At 69.5% G+C, this 17,184-nt stretch carries 18 protein-coding genes; 10 read left to right on the top strand and 8 right to left on the bottom strand.

The genetic code is table 11. The features are described from left to right. Both AC1D12_RS06780 and AC1D12_RS06775 read left to right on the top strand, forming a co-directional pair. Positions 1 to 849 (top strand): dienelactone hydrolase family protein (locus AC1D12_RS06780; protein WP_477839511.1); only part of this gene is annotated, 849 nt, incomplete at its 5' end. Between the two features lie 14 nt (positions 850 to 863). After that, positions 864 to 2,864 carry an acetyl/propionyl/methylcrotonyl-CoA carboxylase subunit alpha gene (locus tag AC1D12_RS06775; RefSeq protein WP_477839509.1) on the top strand — a complete coding sequence of 667 codons (2,001 nt, stop codon included), beginning with the start codon at positions 864 to 866 and terminating at the stop codon, positions 2,862 to 2,864. Positions 2,865 to 2,880: 16 nt separating this feature from the next. On the opposite strand, the gene AC1D12_RS06770 is transcribed toward AC1D12_RS06775, so the two are convergent. Further along, a complete protein-coding gene (locus AC1D12_RS06770; RefSeq protein WP_477826352.1) occupies positions 2,881 to 3,318 on the bottom strand; it encodes a hypothetical protein in 438 nt (145 codons plus the stop codon). 106 nt (positions 3,319 to 3,424) lie between these two features. On the opposite strand from AC1D12_RS06770, the gene AC1D12_RS06765 reads away from it, so the two are divergent. From AC1D12_RS06765 to AC1D12_RS06735, 7 genes are all read left to right on the top strand, one after another. After that, entirely contained in the window at positions 3,425 to 4,348 is a 924-nt protein-coding gene (locus tag AC1D12_RS06765; protein WP_477826353.1) for a hydroxymethylglutaryl-CoA lyase, read from the top strand. Further along, complete coding sequence (locus AC1D12_RS06760; RefSeq protein ID WP_477839507.1) at positions 4,345 to 4,845, top strand: YbaK/EbsC family protein; 501 nt, start codon at positions 4,345 to 4,347, stop codon at positions 4,843 to 4,845. The genes AC1D12_RS06765 and AC1D12_RS06760 overlap by 4 nt, the downstream gene beginning before the upstream one ends. Positions 4,846 to 4,917: 72 nt before the next feature. Continuing rightward, on the top strand, positions 4,918 to 5,436 hold the full coding sequence (locus AC1D12_RS06755) for a TlpA family protein disulfide reductase (protein ID WP_465112726.1): 519 nt from the start codon (positions 4,918 to 4,920) through the stop codon (positions 5,434 to 5,436). Next, the gene (locus tag AC1D12_RS06750; protein ID WP_477826355.1) at positions 5,436 to 5,642 is read left to right on the top strand and encodes a DUF1289 domain-containing protein; all 207 of its coding nucleotides are present in this window, start codon (positions 5,436 to 5,438) and stop codon (positions 5,640 to 5,642) included. The genes AC1D12_RS06755 and AC1D12_RS06750 overlap by 1 nt, the downstream gene beginning before the upstream one ends. After that, on the top strand, positions 5,639 to 6,283 hold the full coding sequence (locus AC1D12_RS06745; RefSeq protein WP_465112724.1) for a 2-hydroxychromene-2-carboxylate isomerase: 645 nt from the start codon (positions 5,639 to 5,641) through the stop codon (positions 6,281 to 6,283). The genes AC1D12_RS06750 and AC1D12_RS06745 overlap by 4 nt, the downstream gene beginning before the upstream one ends. A 165-nt stretch (positions 6,284 to 6,448) precedes the next feature. Beyond that, on the top strand, positions 6,449 to 8,128 hold the full coding sequence (locus AC1D12_RS06740) for an MFS transporter (protein ID WP_477839504.1): 1,680 nt from the start codon (positions 6,449 to 6,451) through the stop codon (positions 8,126 to 8,128). Positions 8,129 to 8,256: 128 nt separating this feature from the next. Continuing rightward, entirely contained in the window at positions 8,257 to 8,469 is a 213-nt protein-coding gene (locus AC1D12_RS06735) for an AbrB/MazE/SpoVT family DNA-binding domain-containing protein (RefSeq protein WP_477826020.1), read from the top strand. On the opposite strand, the gene AC1D12_RS06730 is transcribed toward AC1D12_RS06735, so the two are convergent. The 7 genes from AC1D12_RS06730 to AC1D12_RS06700 all read right to left on the bottom strand — a co-directional run bounded on the left by AC1D12_RS06730 (position 8,463) and on the right by AC1D12_RS06700 (position 15,185). Continuing rightward, on the bottom strand, positions 8,463 to 8,702 hold the full coding sequence (locus AC1D12_RS06730; protein ID WP_052212083.1) for a cysteine-rich CWC family protein: 240 nt from the start codon (positions 8,700 to 8,702) through the stop codon (positions 8,463 to 8,465). The two genes, AC1D12_RS06735 and AC1D12_RS06730, sit on opposite strands and share 7 nt — an antisense overlap. Then, positions 8,683 to 9,525: a hypothetical protein gene (locus tag AC1D12_RS06725; protein WP_477826019.1), complete on the bottom strand. Its 843-nt coding sequence runs from the start codon at positions 9,523 to 9,525 to the stop codon at positions 8,683 to 8,685. Before AC1D12_RS06725 ends, AC1D12_RS06730 begins: the two co-directional genes overlap by 20 nt. Positions 9,526 to 9,721: 196 nt before the next feature. Beyond that, entirely contained in the window at positions 9,722 to 11,272 is a 1,551-nt protein-coding gene (locus AC1D12_RS06720; protein WP_477839502.1) for a malonate--CoA ligase, read from the bottom strand. A 30-nt stretch (positions 11,273 to 11,302) separates the two neighbouring features. After that, positions 11,303 to 12,091 carry an enoyl-CoA hydratase/isomerase family protein gene (locus AC1D12_RS06715; protein ID WP_477826017.1) on the bottom strand — a complete coding sequence of 263 codons (789 nt, stop codon included), beginning with the start codon at positions 12,089 to 12,091 and terminating at the stop codon, positions 11,303 to 11,305. 10 nt (positions 12,092 to 12,101) lie between these two features. Continuing rightward, positions 12,102 to 13,106, bottom strand: a complete 1,005-nt coding sequence (locus AC1D12_RS06710) for a Bug family tripartite tricarboxylate transporter substrate binding protein (protein ID WP_477839500.1) — start codon at positions 13,104 to 13,106, stop codon at positions 12,102 to 12,104. 74 nt (positions 13,107 to 13,180) lie between these two features. Then, positions 13,181 to 14,488, bottom strand: coding sequence for a malonyl-CoA decarboxylase (locus AC1D12_RS06705; RefSeq protein WP_465112683.1), 1,308 nt, complete (start codon positions 14,486 to 14,488; stop codon positions 13,181 to 13,183). Next, a complete protein-coding gene (locus AC1D12_RS06700; RefSeq protein ID WP_477839498.1) occupies positions 14,481 to 15,185 on the bottom strand; it encodes a GntR family transcriptional regulator in 705 nt (234 codons plus the stop codon). Before AC1D12_RS06700 ends, AC1D12_RS06705 begins: the two co-directional genes overlap by 8 nt. Positions 15,186 to 15,319: 134 nt before the next feature. Between AC1D12_RS06700 and AC1D12_RS06695 the strand changes: the two genes are divergently transcribed. Next, complete coding sequence (locus tag AC1D12_RS06695; protein WP_477825807.1) at positions 15,320 to 16,789, top strand: sigma-54 interaction domain-containing protein; 1,470 nt, start codon at positions 15,320 to 15,322, stop codon at positions 16,787 to 16,789. Positions 16,790 to 17,184: the final 395 nt, after the last annotated feature.

Below are 17,184 nucleotides of genomic sequence, written 5' to 3'. Positions count from 1 at the left end.
GGGTTCGCGGTGCTGCTGCCGACCCGCGTGGGCTATGCCGACACGTATGGCGATTTCGACCCGGAGGACACCGGCACCTGCCAATCGCGGCGTCCCGGGCCGATGGCCGTCGCGGTGGCCGACCAGGTGATGGCCACGCTGGCGTTCGCGAAGACGCTGCCCTACGTCGACACCTCGCGCTGGCTCGTGATGGGCCAGTCGGCGGGCGGCCTGACGGCGGTCGCCACCGTGTCGCGGCACCCGCCCGGCCTGGTGGGGGCGATCAACTTCTCGGGTGGCAGCGGTGGCGATCCGGACGGCCGCCCGCGCAATCCCTGCAGCCCGCAGCAGATCGAGAGCCTGTGGAAGGACCAGGCGCGCAGTGCGACGGCACCGATGCTGTGGCTCTACTGGGAGAACGACCTCTACTGGGGGCCGGACGTGCCGCGCCGCTGGCACGAGGCCTGGACCGCCGGCGGCGGCAAGGCCGAGTTCCACACGCTGGCCGCGGCGGGCCAGAACGGCCACGGCGCACTGAACTTCGACATGGACCACTGGGTGCCGTATGCCGAGGCCTTTCTCGCGAAGCTCGGCTTCGACACGCCGGGCGTGATCGCGCGTCCGCCCGCATCATCGTTCGCGGCCATCGACGAGATCGACAAGGTGCCGGTGAATGCCGCGACACGCGAAGGCCACTACCGCAAGTTCCTCGCCTCGAAGCTGCCGCGCGCCTACGCCATCGGCCCGAAAGGTGCGGCCGGCACCGCCAGCGGCGACTGGGCCATCGGCCGCGCGCTGGGCTTCTGCCAGCGCAAGGGCGAGCCCTGCAAGCTGTACGCGGTCGACAACGACGTGGTGTGGACGCCCTGAACCCGGAGACAACGATGTTCACCAAGATCCTGATCGCCAACCGTGGCGAGATCGCCTGCCGCGTCGCGGCCACCGCGCGCCGGCTCGGCATCCGCACCGTGGCGGTGTACTCCGACGCCGATGCCCATGCGCAGCACGTGCAGGCCTGCGACGAGGCGGTGCTGATCGGCGGCCCCGCGCCGAAGGAAAGCTACCTGCGCGGCGACCGCATCATCGAGGCCGCGCACGCCGCCGGTGCGCAGGCCATCCACCCCGGCTACGGCTTCCTCAGCGAGAACGAGGACTTCGCGCAGGCCTGCGCCGACGCCGGGCTGGTCTTCATCGGCCCGCCGCCGTCGGCCATCCAGGCGATGGGGCTGAAGGCCGAGTCGAAGCGGCTGATGGCCGAGGCCGGCGTGCCGCTGGTGCCCGGCTACCACGGGGCCGACCAGGATCCGCAGCTGCTGCAGCGCGAGGCCGACCGCATCGGCTACCCGGTGCTGATCAAGGCCAGCGCCGGCGGCGGCGGCAAGGGCATGCGGGCGGTGCCATCGTCGGCCGAGTTCCAGGACGCGCTCGCGTCGTGCAAGCGCGAGGCCATCAACAGCTTCGGCGAYGACGCGGTGCTGGTCGAGCGCTACGTGACCCGTCCGCGCCACATCGAGATCCAGGTGTTCGCCGATGCGCACGGCCGCTGCGTCTATCTGTTCGAGCGCGACTGCTCGGTGCAGCGCCGCCACCAGAAAGTGCTCGAGGAGGCGCCGGCACCCGGCATGACCGAGGCACGGCGGCGCGAGATGGGGCAGGCCGCCGTGGCGGCGGCGCAGGCGGTGGGCTACGTGGGGGCCGGCACGGTGGAGTTCATCGCCGAGCCCTCGGCCGACGGCGACCTGCGCTTCTACTTCATGGAGATGAACACCCGGCTGCAGGTCGAGCACCCGGTGACCGAGGCGATCACCGGGCTGGACCTGGTGGAGTGGCAGCTGCGCGTCGCGGCCGGCGAGCCGCTGCCGCTGGCGCAGGAGCAGCTGCGCATCCACGGCCACGCGATCGAGGCGCGGCTGTGTGCCGAGAACCCCGATGCGCAGTTCCTGCCGGCCACCGGCACGCTGCAGGTGTTCCGCACGCCGCCGGCCGCCGCGTTCGAGCGCGCCGACGTGCGGTTGGATGCCGGCGTGCGCGAGGGCGACGCGATCTCGCCGCACTACGACTCGATGATCGCCAAGCTGATCGTCTGGGGGGCCGACCGCGCGCAGGCGCTGGCGCGGCTCGATGCAGCGCTCGCGCAGACGCACATCGTCGGGCTGCACACCAATGTCGCGTTCCTGCGGCGGGTCGTGGCGAGCCGGTCGTTCGCAGAGGCCGACCTCGACACCGCGCTGATCGAGCGCGAGCGCGTGGCGCTGTTCGAAGCGCCGCCGCTGCCGCTGGAGTGCGTCGCGGCCGGCGTCGTCGCGCATGCGATCGCGGCCGAGGCGGCGCTGCAGACCGACGACCCGTGGTCGCGGCGCGACGGCTGGCGGCTGCACGGCGGCGCGCAGCGGCGCTTCGACATCGAGCTGCAGGGCACCCACCACACGGTGATGCTGGAGCGCAACCACCGTGGCGCGATGACGCTGGCGATCGGTGCCGAACGGCATGCGTTCGAGGCGCAGGCCTTGTCGGCGGATCGGCATGCGGTGGTGGTCGGCGGCCGGCGCTGGGTGCTGGCCGTCTACGCGGTCGGCGAGCGCATCGCGGTGTTCGCGCCCGAGGGCTCGGCGCTCGCCAGCGAGGTCGACCTGCTGGCGCATGCCGGTGACGGCGCGGCCGAAGGCGGCCGGCTGACCGCGCCGATGCCCGGCAAGGTGGTGGCCTTCCTCGCGAAGCCCGGCGACAGCGTCAAGCAGGGCCAGCCGCTCGCGGTGCTGGAGGCGATGAAGATGGAGCACACGATCACCGCGCCGCGCGACGGCACGGTGGAGGAGCTGCTGTATTCAGCGGGCGATCAGGTGGGCGAGGGTGGCGAACTGCTGCGCTTGCGCGCCCCGGCCTGATGACCTCAGGGCGGCCTCAGTGGCGGCCGGACCCCAGGCGCAGCCAGCTCGACGGCTTGTGCCAGCTCGCGCCGGTGGTTTCCGGCTGCGCCGGCTCCAGCTCGGCCGGTTGCGTGATGCCGAAGCCGCTGGTGTCCTGGGCCCAGGCCAGGTCCTGCTTCGCCGCGGCGCGCGGTGCGGCGGGCTTGGTGGACGCTTTCGGGGGGGATGTCGGCACAGGCCTGTCCGGCACGACACGCGGGCGGGACGCCTTCTTCGCCTCGGGCCGGGCAACGGCCCACTGCCGTGCCAGCGATTCCAGTTCGGGTTGGCCGGAGGCCTGGCACACGAAGAGGATCTCGCGGGCTTCCTCGGGCTGCCGCAGCATCACCTCGACGTCGATGCCTTCCCCGAGCCATTGCTTCAGGCCGAAATGGATTCGGGTGGCGATGCGAAGTTCGGCGGGTGTGGACACGACATGCTCCAGTCAGTTCAGGTATCTTCGACAGGCCCCGCTCGGCTCGCCATCCCCGGACAAAGGGGGGGTGCCCCTCGCGGACCTTCCCATCGAGACTTAAGTCATGATTCCAACCCACGTCACGCTGGTCGATGTCAGTCCACGCGATGGACTGCAGAACGAAGCGAAGCAGGTCGACGCTGCGCACAAGATCGAACTGGTGCACCGGCTGCAGGCGGCCGGGCTGCGCGAGATCGAGGTCACCAGCTTCGTGAGCCCCAAATGGGTGCCGCAGATGGCCGACAACGCCGAGGTGATGGCCGGGCTGCAGCGCAAGCCGGGCGTGCGCTACTCGGTGCTGACGCCGAACCTGCGCGGCTTCGAGGCTGCGCTCGTGACCCGGCCCGACGAGATCGTCGTGTTCGCGGCCGCCAGCGAGGCCTTCAGCCAGCGCAACATCAACTGCAGCATCGACGAGAGCATCGAACGCTTCCGCCCGGTGGTCGAGGCGGCACATGCGAACGGCATCAAGGTGCGCGGGGCGATCTCGTGCGCGCTCGGCTGCCCGTACCAGGGCGAGGTCAGCCCCGATGAGGTCGAGCGCGTCGTGCGGCTGATGCGCGGCATCGGCGTCGACCACTGCGGCGTGGCCGACACCATCGGCGTCGGCACGCCGAAGCGGGTGCAGGCGGCGCTGGAGCGCGCGCTGCGCCACTACCCGCTGGTGGAGGTGAGCGGGCATTTCCACGACACCTACGGGCAGGCGCTGGCCAACATCTACGCGAGCCTCGAGTTGGGCGTGCACACCTTCGATGCCAGCGTGGCCGGCCTGGGCGGCTGCCCGTATGCCAAGGGCGCGACCGGCAACGTCGCGACCGAGGACGTGCTGTTCATGCTGGACGGGCTGGGCATTGACACCGGGATCGACCTGAACGCGCTGGTCGATGCCGGCAACTACATCTCGCAGGTGCTGGGCCGCGCGCCGGTGTCGCGCGCGGGCAAGGCGCTGCTGGCGAAGCGGGCGGCTGCGGCGGAGGCGAAGGCATGAGCGAGACAACGCTGATTCAGGATCTGCAGGACCTGCCCGAAGGCTTCCGCCACGTCAGCGCGGTGCTGGGCACGCTGGGCCATCCGCATGCGCCGATCCTGCTCGAGGTGAATGCGCGCACCGCGCAGGAGGCGGCCGATGCGCTGGGCGTGCAGCTCGGCCAGATCGCGAAGAGCGTGATCTTCCGGCGCCGCGCCGACGATGTCGCGGTGCTGGTCGTGACCTCGGGCGACCGCCGCGTCGACGAGAAGAAGGTGGCGGCGCTGGCCGGCCCGCTCGGCCGCGCCGATGCCGATTTCGTGAAGGCGCGCACCGGCTTCACGATCGGCGGGGTGTCGCCGGTCGGCCATGCGAATGYGCCGGTCACGCTGATCGACCGCGAGCTGCTCCGCTTCGACGAGATCTGGGCGGCGGCCGGGCACCCGAAGGGCGTGTTCAGGCTGAGCCCGGCCGAGCTGCAGGCGCTGACGCAGGCGCCGGTAGCCGACGTGACCTGATGTGATCGACTTCACGTAATGCCCGTCCGGCCCTGGCGACCAATGCACAGCTCCACTTCTGCAGGCTGCGCCATGACCTCCCGCCTCGATCGCCGTTCCTTCCTGTCGACCGCTGCGCTGGCCGCACTCGGCCATGCCGTGCCGCTGCACGCTGCGCCGGCGGCGCCGGGCCATGCGCTGGCCGGCAACACGCTGGAAGGGCGTCGCTACGAACTGGCGCAGGACGCGGGCAAGGCGGTGCTGGTGTTCTTCTGGTCCACCGACTGCCCGGTGTGCCGCGACAAGATGCCCGAGCTGCGCGCGAACTACGAGGCGTGGCGCGACAAGCCGTTCCAGCTGGTCGCGGTGAGCCTCGACCGCAGCCTGGCGGCGGTGCGCGAGTACGACGCGATCCTGAACCGCGTCGTGCCGATGAAGCAGCAGTTCCCGATGCTGTGGCGCGCCGATGCGACGCACCGCGACGATTTCGGGGCGATGGCGCAGACGCCGACCTCGTTCATCCTCGACAAGCAGCACCGCGAGGTGAAGCAGGTCCGCGGTCGCATCGATGCCTCGCTGTGGGACGACATCGCCGAACTGGTGCTCACCTGATGGACGAAGCGGCCGCCGTGGCAAGCCCCTGCGTGAACGTCTGCCGGATGGAGGCGGCCAGCGGCCTGTGCGCCGGCTGCTGGCGCACGATCGACGAGATCGCGGCGTGGTCGAAGATGGACGACGACGGCAAGCGGCAGGTCTGGCAGGCGATCGCGCTGCGCAAGGCGGCCGTGCCGGTCGTCGATGAGGAGCGGTCGCGATGAAGCAACTCCGGTTCTGGTTCGACGTGATCTCGCCGTACGCCTACCTGGCGTTCGAGCGCCTGCCGCAGGTGCTGGAAGGGCACGGCGTCGCCGTGGCGTACCAGCCGGTGCTGTTCGCCGGGCTGTTGTCGCAATGGGGGCAGAAGGGCCCGGCCGAGATCGCTCCGAAGCGCGACTGGACCTACCGGCAGGTGGCGTGGCTGGCGCACCGGCACGGCATCCCGATGCAGATGCCGGCGCAGCATCCGTTCAACCCGCTCGCGCTCCTGCGCCTGGGCCTGGCCTGCCGCGGCCCGCTTGCGACCCCGAACCGCTGGGTCTGCGAGCAGCTGATGCACCACGTGTGGCGCGGCGGCGCGGACGCGAACGATCCGCAGCGGCTGGAGGCGCTCGCGCAGCGGCTGCAGCCGGCGCTCGATCCGCAGGGCGACGAGGTCAAGGCCGCGCTGAAGGCAGCGACCGCACAGGCGGTGTCGCTCGGCGTCTTCGGGGTGCCGACGGTCGAGGTCGACGGCCGGCTGTTCTGGGGGCTCGATGGATTGGAGCTGCTGCAGGGCTGGCTGGCCGGCGATCCGTGGTTCGACGGGCCCGCGTGGGACGACGCGGCGCGGCAGCCGGTGGGCATTCAGCGTAAGCCCTAGGTCGGGTCATCCCTCGTTTCTCACGATGAGAAACGAGTCGTCAGGGTTGTCACTGAACTTGTCAGCCGGCGTTCAGCTTGGCGTCAGGGATGGGTCAGAGGGCGTCGTGAAGATGCGGCACGCCTTGCCGTTCGGCAAGGAGCCTGACGACAAGGAGACATTCCAATGGCAACTGCAGTGGCCAAACCGGCACGCAACCCCGCGGCGCCGATGACGGCGGAGGAGCGCAAGGTCATCTTCGCGTCCAGCCTCGGCACCGTGTTCGAGTGGTACGACTTCTACCTGTACGGCACGCTGGCCGCCATCATCGGCAAGCAGTTCTTCTCCAACCTCGACCCGGCTTCGCAGGTCATCTTCTCGCTGCTCGCGTTCGCGGCCGGCTTCATCGTGCGGCCGTTCGGCGCGCTGGTGTTCGGGCGGCTSGGCGACATGATCGGSCGCAAGTACACCTTCCTGGTSACGATCCTGATCATGGGYCTGTCGACCTTCATCGTCGGCSTGYTGCCSASCTACGCRTCSATCGGCGTCGCSGCSCCGGTGATCCTGATCGSSCTGCGSMTGCTGCAGGGCCTGGCGCTCGGCGGCGAGTACGGCGGTGCCGCCACCTACGTGGCCGAGCATGCGCCGCACGGCAAGCGCGGGGCCTTCACCTCGTGGATCCAGACCACGGCGACGCTCGGTCTGTTCCTGTCGCTGCTGGTGATCCTGGGCACGCGCACCTGGATCGGTGAGGAAGCGTTCGCCGACTGGGGCTGGCGCATTCCGTTCCTGGTCTCGATCCTGCTGCTGGCCGTCAGCGTGTGGATCCGCCTGTCGATGAACGAATCGCCGGCCTTCAAGAAGATGAAGGAAGAGGGCAAGACCTCGAAGGCACCGCTGACCGAGTCGTTCGGCCAGTGGAARAACCTGAAGATCGTGATCCTGGCRCTGRTCGGGCTGACGRTGGGCCAGGCCGTGGTCTGGTACACCGGCCAGTTCTACGCGCTGTTCTTCCTGACGGGCGCGCTGAAGGTCGACGGGGCGACGGCCAACGTGCTGATCGCCGCCGCGCTGCTGATCGGCACGCCGTTCTTCATCGTGTTCGGCACGCTGTCGGACAAGATCGGCCGCAAGCCGATCATCATGGCCGGCTGCCTGATCGCGGCGCTGACCTACTTCCCGCTGTTCAAGGCGCTGACCGAGACGGCCAACCCCGAGCTCGCGGCGGCCCAGAAGAGCGCCAAGGTCACGGTGACGGCCGACCCGTCGGAGTGCTCGTTCCAGTTCAACCCGACCGGCGTGRCCAAGTTCACCAGCTCGTGCGACATCGCCAAGCAGGTGCTGGCGGCAGGCTCGGTGAGCTATGACAACGTGGCCGGCACCGGCCCGGCGAAGATCTCGATCGGCGACAAGACGATCGAATCCTTCTCGTCGAAGGGGCTGCCGGCCGACGAGGCCAAGGCCAAGGATGCCGCCTTCAAGAAGGACGTGGCGGCGGCCCTGAAGGAACACGGCTACCCGGCCAAGGCCAAGCCGATCTCCTTCATGAGCGGCCAGTGGTGGACGCTGGTGGCGATCCTGTCGGTGCTGGTGATCTACGTGACGATGGTCTACGGCCCGATCGCCGCGATGCTGGTGGAGATGTTCCCGACGCGCATCCGCTACACCTCGATGAGCCTGCCGTACCACATCGGCAACGGCTGGTTCGGCGGCCTGCTGCCGGCGACGGGCCTGGCGATCGTGGCGCAGACCGGGAACATGTACAACGGCCTGTGGTACCCGATCGTGTTCGCGTCGATCACCTTCGTGGTGGGGATGCTGTTCGTCAAGGAGACGAAGGACGTCGACATCTACGCGAGCGATTGAGCGCGCACGGTTGACGTGAATTCGAGGCGCGGGCCGTGGCGACACGGCCCGCGTTTGCGTTTGCGGCGCAGGAACTTCCTCCGGCCCGGTGCCACTCAGTCTCATCGATGCCTGAGAGGGGTACAAGGATGAACGCCACCGCCACCCTGTCGAGCAAATTCCAGATCACCAATCCGAAAGCCGTGCGTGAGAAGCAGAACTGGCAAGCCGGTCAGGAGTTCGTGTTCATCCCCAAAGGCAACGGTGTTCTCGTGATGCCGGTTCCCGAACTTGCCGAGTTGGCGGGCATCGCCAAAGGCGCGCGCAAGAACGGCTATCGCGACCGCAAGGATCGCTATTGACGCGAGGGATTCCGCTCGACCTGCGCGTCGAGATCGGCAGCCTGAGACATCTCGATCAGGCAATCGCCGCACAGGCACCGGTCGTACGCCGACCGAAGCCGCGCCAGCGTTTCCGCGCTGAGCACCACGCGGCTGCACCAGCACGGCTGGTCGTCATTCACGCCGCAATGGAACGCCCGCTCGCAGCGCGGGCAGAGGCTGTCGTCGCCGCTGTCAGCCGGCAGCGCGTCCACGTTGCCGCCGCAACAGCGCCGTCGCCAGCGCGAGGCCACCCAGCCACGCGAAGCCGAGCGCACCGCCGCCCTCGTCGCTGTTGTTGCTGCCGCCGCTGCTGCCGCCGCCGTTCCCGCCGCTCGGCGGCGGCGTCACCACGCCGACCGCACCGGCCAGCGCGACGGTGCGCGTGAACTTGGTGGTGGAGGTGCCGGGGTGCATGGTGATGGTCAGCGTTGCGTTGTAGCCCGCGGTGTCCGGGGCGCTGAACGAGATCGTCGCACGGCAGGTGGCCGCGTTGGCGAGTTTCTGCGCACTGCAGGTGTCGCTCTTCAGCGTGAAGCGTGCCGCGCCGGTTCCGCTGATCGCGACGCTGTCCACCGTGACCTGCCCGAAGGTCTTGCCGTTGGCCAGGTCCAGGTTCTGCGACACGGTCGGGGTGTTCACCGCGCTGGCCGAGAAGCTCAGCTCGGTCTCGCTGGTCTTCGGCGTGTCGGCGAGGTAGGCGGCGAGGTCGGTCATCTGGTCGACCTCGAGCACCTGGAACTGCTTCATCTGGCTGAAGTTGTTCAGCGCATAGCCGAGGCGGTTCAGCGCCGTCTCGGCATCGATCGCGGCGAACTGGTTGTGCTGGCCGGTGGTCGTGAAGCTGATCTGGTCGCGGCGGTTCTGCACGTTCGTGTGGCAGCTGGTGCAGTTGCCGGTGAACGAGCGGCCCGTCTGGTTCATCGTGTCCTCGAACAGCAGCTTGCCGACCACGGGGTCGTAGTCCGCGTGCGCGGCGAAGGCGGTCGCGGCCAGCGCGGCGGCAAGGGCGGTGCGGGCGAGGTTCGAGGCGGACATGGCGGCTTTTCCGATGGGCACGAGCCGAAAACCCTGCAAGGGCCCTGCCACCCGCTGCAACACCCGCTGTTCCCCGTAGGACGGGGGAGGCGCTACCCAGGCAGGCGACCATTCGCGCCCACGGGGTGCCGCAGCATGTCAATCGCGTTGCGCGCCCTCACAGGCGACGCATTCGCTTACGCCGCGCGCGGCAGCGTCAACCCGCGGCGAACAGCCCCTTGTGCCTCTCGCGCAGCAGGTTCTTCTGCACCTTGCCCATCGTGTTGCGAGGCAATTCCTGCACCAGCTCGACCAGCTTGGGCACCTTGAAGTTCGCGATCTGCGCCTTCAGGGCCGCCGCGATCGCGGCCCCTTCGAGCTGCGCGCCGGCGCGCGGCACCACCACCGCCACCACCGCCTCGCCGAAGTCCGGATGCGGCACGCCGACCACCGCGCTCTCGGCCACGCCCGGCATGTCGTTGATGTAGCCCTCGATCTCGGCCGGGTAGACGTTGTAGCCGCCGCTGATGATCAGGTCCTTGCTGCGCCCGACGATGCACACGTAACCGCGTTCGTCGATGCGGCCGACGTCGCCGGTCTTGAACCAGCCGTCGGCGGTGAACTCTTCCTTCGTCTTCTCCGGCATGCGCCAGTAGCCGGCGAACACGTTCGGGCCCTTCACCTCGATGCCGCCGATCTCGCCGCGCGCGCAGTCTTGACCTCCATCGCGGCCTTCGTCGCGCACCCGCAGCTGCACGCCCGGCAGCGGGAAGCCCACCGTGCCGGCGCGGCGCTCGCCGTCGGCCGGGTCGTACGGGTTCGAGGTCAGCATCACCGTCTCGCTCATGCCGTAGCGCTCGAGGATGGCCTGCCCGGTGCGCTCGCGCCAGGCGTTGAAGGTCTCGGGCAGCAGCGGTGCCGAACCGGCGACGAACAGCCGCATGTTGCTGCAGGCCGCGTGCGTGAGCCCGGGCTCGGCGAGCAGCCGCACGTACAGCGTCGGCACGCCCATGAACACCGTTGCCTGCGGCAGCGCGGCCAGCACGCGCTTCGGGTCGAACTTCGCGAGCCAGATCATCTTGCTGCCGTTCAGCAACGCACCGTGGATCGCGACGAACAGCCCATGCACGTGGAAGATCGGCAGCGCATGCACCAGCACGTCGCCCGGCTTCCATCCCCAGTACGCCTTCAGCGTGCGCGCATTGCTCARCATGTTKCCGTGCGWMAGCATSGCGCCCTTGCTGCGGCCGGTGGTGCCRCTGGTGTASAGGATGGCCGCCAGGTCGTCGGCGCCGCGCACCGCCGGCTCATGCCGGTCGCTCTGGTGCGAGGCGCGCTCCAGCAGGCTGYCGGTGCGGTCGTCGCCGAGCGTGAACACATGGCGCGTGCCCGCCTTGAAGGCGATCTTGCTGACCCAGCCGAAGTGCTTCGGCGCGCACACCACCACCGCCGGCTCGGCATTGCCGATGAAGTACTCGATCTCGGCGGCCTGGTAGGCGGTGTTCAGCGGCAGGTAGACGAAGCCGGCACGCAGCACCGCGAGGTACAGCATCAAGCCCTCGACCGACTTCTCGGTCTGCACCGCGACGCGGCTGCCGGCCGGCAGCTCCAGCGATTCGAGCAGGTTCGCGAGCATCGCGGTCGCGCGCTCGAGGTCGCGCCAGCTGTAGCTGAGCGGCGCGTCGCCGTCGGCCACCTCGATCGCGGTCGCGTCGAGGTCGGCGGGAAAGGCCGCGCGCAACGCGGCGAACAGGTTTTCACTACTCATCGAACCTCCTCGGGTATCTTCAACCGCGCTTCAACCGCGCTGGAAATGCGGCGGGCGCTTCTCGATGAAGGCCTGGATGCCTTCACGGTGTTGGGGGCTGTCGGCATAGCCGTAGTGCGCGCGGCGCTCGTCGGCGCTCGGCCCGCCGGCGGCCAGCTGGCGCAGCGTGCGCTTGTTGATGCGCGCGGCCTGCGGCGACAGCGCCGCGAGCGCACGCGCGCGCTGCAGCGTGTGCGGCGCGACCTGTTCGTCGGCCACCACCGCATGCACCAGGCCGCGCTGCAGCGCAAGCGAGGCATCGACCAGGCGCGCCTCGAGCAGCATCTCGCGCAAGGTGGGCGCGGGCACCACGCGCGCCAGCAGCTGCAGCTCGCCCGGTGCCATCGGGAAGCCGAGCTTCGCGATCGGTGCGCCGAAGCGGCTGCCCATGCCGGCGATGCGGATGTCGCAGCAGGCGGCGATCTCGAGCCCGCCGCCGACGCAGGCGCCCTCGATCTGCGCGATCACCGGGATGTCGCAGTCGAGCAGCGCCTGCAGCGCGGGCGCGACGGTGTGCTCGTGGAAATCGTGCAGCCGCTGCTCGTCGAAGCGGAACTGCGCGAACTCGCCGATGTCGCCGCCGGACGCGAACTGCCCGTCGGCCCCGCAGACGATCACCGCATGCGGCGCATCCGCCGCATCCTGCGCCTGCAGCCGCACGAACACGTCGCGCAGCGCCTGCCACATCGCGATGTCGATCGCGTTGTGCTTGCCGGGGTGGGCGATGACGACCCGGGCGATGCCGGGTTCGTCATGGCTCAGCGTGATGGAACCGGGCACGCGCGCCTCGTCAATCAAGTTTTGCGCCGGAGGCCTTGACGACGTCGGCCCAGCGCTTGATCTCGCCGTTGACGAACTTGCCGAACGCGTCGCCGTACAGGTTGGGCGTCTCGGCACCGAGGCCGTTCCAGGCCTTCACGAGGTCGTCGGAGGTGAGCGCCTTCTTCATCTCGGCGCGCATCGCCTCGACGATCTCCTTCGGCGTGTTCTTCGGCGCCCACAGGCCGTACCAGGTGGCGACCTGGTAGGTGGGCAGGCCGGCCTCGGCCGAGGTCGGCACGTCGGCGAAGCCCGGTGCGCGGCGCTCGGAGGCGACGGCCAGCGCCTTGATGCGCCCGCCCTTGATGTGGTTGGCTGACGAACCGAGGCCGTCGAACATCATGTCGACCTGGCCGGCGATCAGGTCCTGCAGCGCCGGGCCCGCCCCGCGGTACGGGATGTGGGTGATGAAGGTCTTGGTCTGCAGCTTGAACAGCTCGCCGGCCAGGTGGTGCGAGGTGCCGTTGCCGGCCGAGCCGTAGTTCAGCTTGCCGGGGTTCTTGCGGGCGTACTCCAGCAGGCCCTTCAGGTCGGTGACCGGCACGCGCTGCGGGTTGACCACGATCACCTGCGGCACGCTGGAGATCAGGCCCACCGGGATGAAGTCGGTCTCGATGTTGTAGTCGAGCTTCGGGTACATCRACGGGGCGATCGCGTGGTGCACCGCGCCCATGAAGAAGGTGTAGCCGTCGGGCGCCGCATGCGACGCGACGGTGGCGCCGACGTTGCCGCCCGCACCGCCCTTGTTGTCGATCAGGAACTGCTTGCCGGCGTTCTTGCTCATCAGCCCGAACAGCGGGCGCGCGAACGCATCGGTGCCACCGCCCGCCGGGAACGGCACGACGATCGTGACCGGCTTGCTCGGCCAGCCGCCGCTCTGTGCGCCGGCGAACGGCACGGCCAGCGTGGCCGCCGCGGCGGCGCCGGTGCGAAGAACGTCTCGTCGTGTCGGCGCGCGTCGTGAATCGAAGCTCATGGTGTCTCCCGGTCGTTGAGTGTGGAGCAGGGCGGGCCGCGCTCGGCCCGTTGGGTGCGGAAGCGCTTGCCTTCCTACAGCAGGGCGGCCACGGCGCGCGAATGCGCCACGTCGCCCTGGGTGAATTTCTCGTGGCTGGTCTCGACCTTCTGCAGGTCGTAGAGGTAGTTGACCATCATCCCGAACGATTGCTTGAGTCCTTTGCGCGAGAGGTTACCCGAAGGATTGAGCCGTTCGAGCCGCGCGCCGTTGTCGAGGTGGAAACGCGCCACCGCATCGCCGCCCGGCGTGGTCGACACGTGCACCAGGTAGGCGGCGCACAGGCGGGCCAGCGCCTCGCGTTCGGCCTCGGCCAGGCCTTGCAGCGTGGCGGCGGTGGCGAGCGTGGCCAGGTCGCCGCCGCTCGCTTCGTCGAGCAGCTCGCGCGCCTGCACCAGCCGCTCGGCCTCGCCGCGCTTCAGGCCGGGCAGCGCGGCCAGGTCGCTGCGGGCCGTCAGCCAGGTGGCGAAGCCGGGGATCGGCGACAGCGTGCAGAAGGTCTTGAGCTGCGGCAGCTCGCGCTTGAGCTGCTCGGCCACGCGCTTGATCAGGAAGTTGCCGAGCGACACGCCCTTCAGCCCCGGCTGGCAGTTGCTGATCGAGTAGAACGCCGCCACCTTGAACTGGTCCGGCGGCAGCGGCTGCGAGTTCTTGTCGATCAGCGGCGCGATCGCGCCCGGCATCTCGGGCAGCAGAGCCACCTCGACGAAGATCAGCGGCTCGTCGGGCAGCTGAGGGTGGAAGAACGCGAAGCAGCGGCGATCGGGCTGCAGCCGCCGGCGCAGGTCGTCCCAGCCGTCGATCTCGTGCACCGCCTCGTGGTGGATGATCTGCTCCAGCAGCTGCGCGGGCGAGCGCCAGTCGACCTTCTGCATCTGCAGGAAGCCGGGGTTGAACCACGACGACAGCAGGTGCAGGAAATCGGCCTCCAGCGCGCGCAGCTCGGGCTGCGCCTTCACGCGGGCGAGCAGCTTGCGGCGCATCGCGACGATGTGCGCGGTGCCGCCCGGCGTGCGGTTGATGCGGCGCAAGAGCTCCTGGCGTGGCGGCTCGGCGAGGTGGGTCAGGCGGATCAGGTTGTCGGCCGAGGGCTCGTCGGCATAGGCCTGCGCCACCGACAGCACCGCCTTCGGGTCGGGGCTGAAATCGCGCGACAGGCGCTCGAAGAAGCCGGCCTGCTGGTCGTCGGGCAGGCCGCTGAAGCGGGCCACCAGGCCGCTCGCGATCGCGACGCTGTTGGCCTCGCCGCGCTCGGAGAGCAGGCGGCGGCAGTCGAGCATCAGGCTGCGCAGCGCGCGGTCGTTGCCGGCGCGGCGGGCGGCGTTCTTCAGGCCTTCAAGCATGGTGTTGTCCCTGGTCGATGGAGGCTTCCTGGGCCGCTTCATGGGCGCGCAGCGCCTTCAGCGCGGCGAGCTGGGCCAGCAGGTGGTCGTGCATCAGCTGCTCGGCGCGCGCGGCGTCGCGCTGCTCGATGGCCTCGATCAGGCGGCGGTGCTCGCCGATCGATTCGTCGATGCGCCCCGGCCAGTTCAGCTGGCGCCCGCGCAGCAGCCGCACGAAGCGGCGCAGGTCGGTGGTGGCGCGGTCGAGCCAGCGGTTGGCGGCCAGTGCCTGCACGGTGCTGTGGAAATCGTGGTTCGCGCGGTAGTAGCCGTCGATGTTGTGCGCCGCGGCGTGCTTCTCGAGCGCCGCATGCAGGCGCTGCAGCAGCCTGATGTCGGCGGGCGTCGCCTTGCGCACCGCCTCGAACGCGCAGCGGCCTTCGAGCAGCGCCATCACCGGGAACAGCTCGTCGGCATCGTCCTCCGACAGCTCGGTCACCTTGCAGCCCTGGCGCGGCACCAATTCGACCAGCCCTTCGGCGGCCAGCACCTTCAGCGCTTCACGCAGCGGCGTGCGGCTGATCTTCCAGTCGCTGGCCAGTGCGAGCTCGTCGATCCACTGGCCGGGCGCCAGCTGGCGCTCGAACACCATGTTGCGCAGGCGAGCGGCCACTTCTTCGTGAAGCGATGCTGGGCGCAGAGGTGTCGGGTCGACCATGGGGTTCTCACCGGTGGGCCGCCACGGTGCGGCGGTTCGGATGACTCTAAATCCAGTAATTCATAATTACAAGAGGGGCTGCGACAAAGACAAACCCTGAGTGCGCGGCGCGGTGTGCTCGCTACAGTGTCCGCGTGCCAGACACCCCTGAATTCCCGACGCCGCCGACCTTGCCGGCCGATGCCGACGCGCTGCTGAAGCTGGCCGCGCGCAGCATGTTCGACACGCTCGCGCGCACTGCGATGGGCATGCTGGTGGTCGATCGCCGGCACCGCATCGTGTGGATCAGCGAGGGCTACAAGCGATTCCTGCCGGCGCTCGGCCATGCGGAGGACGACTTCGTCGGCCGGCTGGTCGAGGAGGTGGTGCCGAACACGCTGATGGCGCACGTGATCGACAGCGGCCAGCCGATGCTGGTGGACCTGCTGACCAACCAGGCCGGCACCTTCCTCGTGAGCCGGCTGCCGCTGCGCGACGAGCGCGGCGAGGTGATCGGTGCGATGGGCATGGTGCTGCTCGACCACCCCGAGACGACGATGCAGCCGCTGATCACGAAGTTCAGTCACCTGCAGCGCGAGCTGGACGATGCGCGCCGGCAGCTCGCCGCGCAGCGCCGGCCGAAGTTCACGGTGGCGAGCTTCATCGGCGCGAGCCCGCAGGCGATGGAGGTCAAGCGGCAGGCGCGGCGCGTGGCGCAGACCGACAGCACGGTGCTGCTGCTGGGCGAGACCGGCACCGGCAAGGAGCTGCTCGCGCATGCGATCCATGCGGCGAGCACGCGGGCCTCGCGCGCGTTCGTCGGTGTCAACATCGCCGCGGTGCCCGACAGCCTGCTCGAGGCGGAGTTCTTCGGCGTCGCGCCCGGCGCGTACACCGGCGCAGATCGCAAGGGCCGCGACGGCAAGTTCAAGCTGGCCGATGGCGGCACGCTGTTCCTGGACGAGATCGGCGACATGCCGCTCGCGCTGCAGTCGAAGCTGCTGCGCGTGCTGCAGGAGCAGGAGGTGGAGCCGCTGGGCAGCAACACGGTGCAGCGCGTGGACGTGCGCATCATCGCGGCGACCAGTCGCGACCTGCCGGCGATGGTGGCCGACGGGCGCTTTCGCGCCGACCTGTTCTACCGGCTCAACGTGCTGCCGATCCGGCTGCCGGCGCTGCGCGAGCGCATGGCCGACCTGGAGGCCTTGATCGAGGCGCTGGCCGATGACATCGCGCGGCGCAGCGGGCTGCCGCACAAGAGCCTGGAGCCGGATGCGCTGGCGCTGCTGGCGCGACACCGCTGGCCGGGCAACATCCGCGAGCTGCGCAACGTGCTGGAGCAGGCGACGCTGATGACCGATGACATGACGCTCAGCGCGCGGCATTTCAGGCACGTGGCGGCGCAGGACAGCGGTGGGTTGGCGATCGAGGCGGCGCTGGAACCGTTGCCGGTTCCCGTGAGGGTGTCGACGCCGAAGTCACTGCCGCAGGCGATCGCCGAACTGGAATGCCGCGCGATCCGCGAGGCGCTCGCGGCGACCGGCGGCAACAAGCTCGCGGCCTCGCGGCTGCTGGGGATCTCGCGGGCGACCTTGTACGAGAAGCTGCCGCATCTGAACGGGTAGGTCTTCCCCGATCGAAACCCGAAAGAGCCTCGCAATGGAATAGCGATGGATCTGCACAATTCGCGCCGTGAGGCTTGGCAGTTTGTCAACAACTGTCCACCAGCCGCGACACGCACTTGCGGCGGTCATTTCGTTCCAGTCTAATCCGCGCACTCCGCAGTCGATCCCCTCCCACGAAGAGGGCACGACGGCGGTCATGTCAAGGTACGCAAGGTCATTCGGAGGAACGCAATGTCAAGTGGATGGAAGCGCCTGCGGGCGCTGGCGGCGCCATGGGCGCAAGCCAAGGCGAAAGCGATCGCCATGATGTGGTCGGTGGCGGTGGCGCTGCTGTGCATGGGTTGGATCGGCAGCGCGCAGGCGACCGACGTCCTGGATCCGTACTGGCACTACAT

It is taken from the genome of Rhizobacter sp. P1_G5 (assembly GCF_056405435.1).
The sequence above is the reverse complement of the archived record's forward strand: the minus strand, read 5'-3'. Positions and strand labels throughout refer to the sequence as shown.

Coding starts and splice junctions, on each gene's coding strand:
- AC1D12_RS06705 (WP_465112683.1), bottom strand. CDS start 14,488: ATGCTTGAAGGCCTGAAGAACGCCGCCCGCCGCGCCGGCAACGACCGC.
- AC1D12_RS06700 (WP_477839498.1), bottom strand. CDS start 15,185: ATGGTCGACCCGACACCTCTGCGCCCAGCATCGCTTCACGAAGAAGTG.
- AC1D12_RS06735 (WP_477826020.1), top strand. CDS start 8,257: ATGAACGCCACCGCCACCCTGTCGAGCAAATTCCAGATCACCAATCCG.
- AC1D12_RS06750 (WP_477826355.1), top strand. CDS start 5,436: ATGGACGAAGCGGCCGCCGTGGCAAGCCCCTGCGTGAACGTCTGCCGG.
- AC1D12_RS06725 (WP_477826019.1), bottom strand. CDS start 9,525: ATGTCCGCCTCGAACCTCGCCCGCACCGCCCTTGCCGCCGCGCTGGCC.
- AC1D12_RS06765 (WP_477826353.1), top strand. CDS start 3,425: ATGATTCCAACCCACGTCACGCTGGTCGATGTCAGTCCACGCGATGGA.
- AC1D12_RS06755 (WP_465112726.1), top strand. CDS start 4,918: ATGACCTCCCGCCTCGATCGCCGTTCCTTCCTGTCGACCGCTGCGCTG.
- AC1D12_RS06745 (WP_465112724.1), top strand. CDS start 5,639: ATGAAGCAACTCCGGTTCTGGTTCGACGTGATCTCGCCGTACGCCTAC.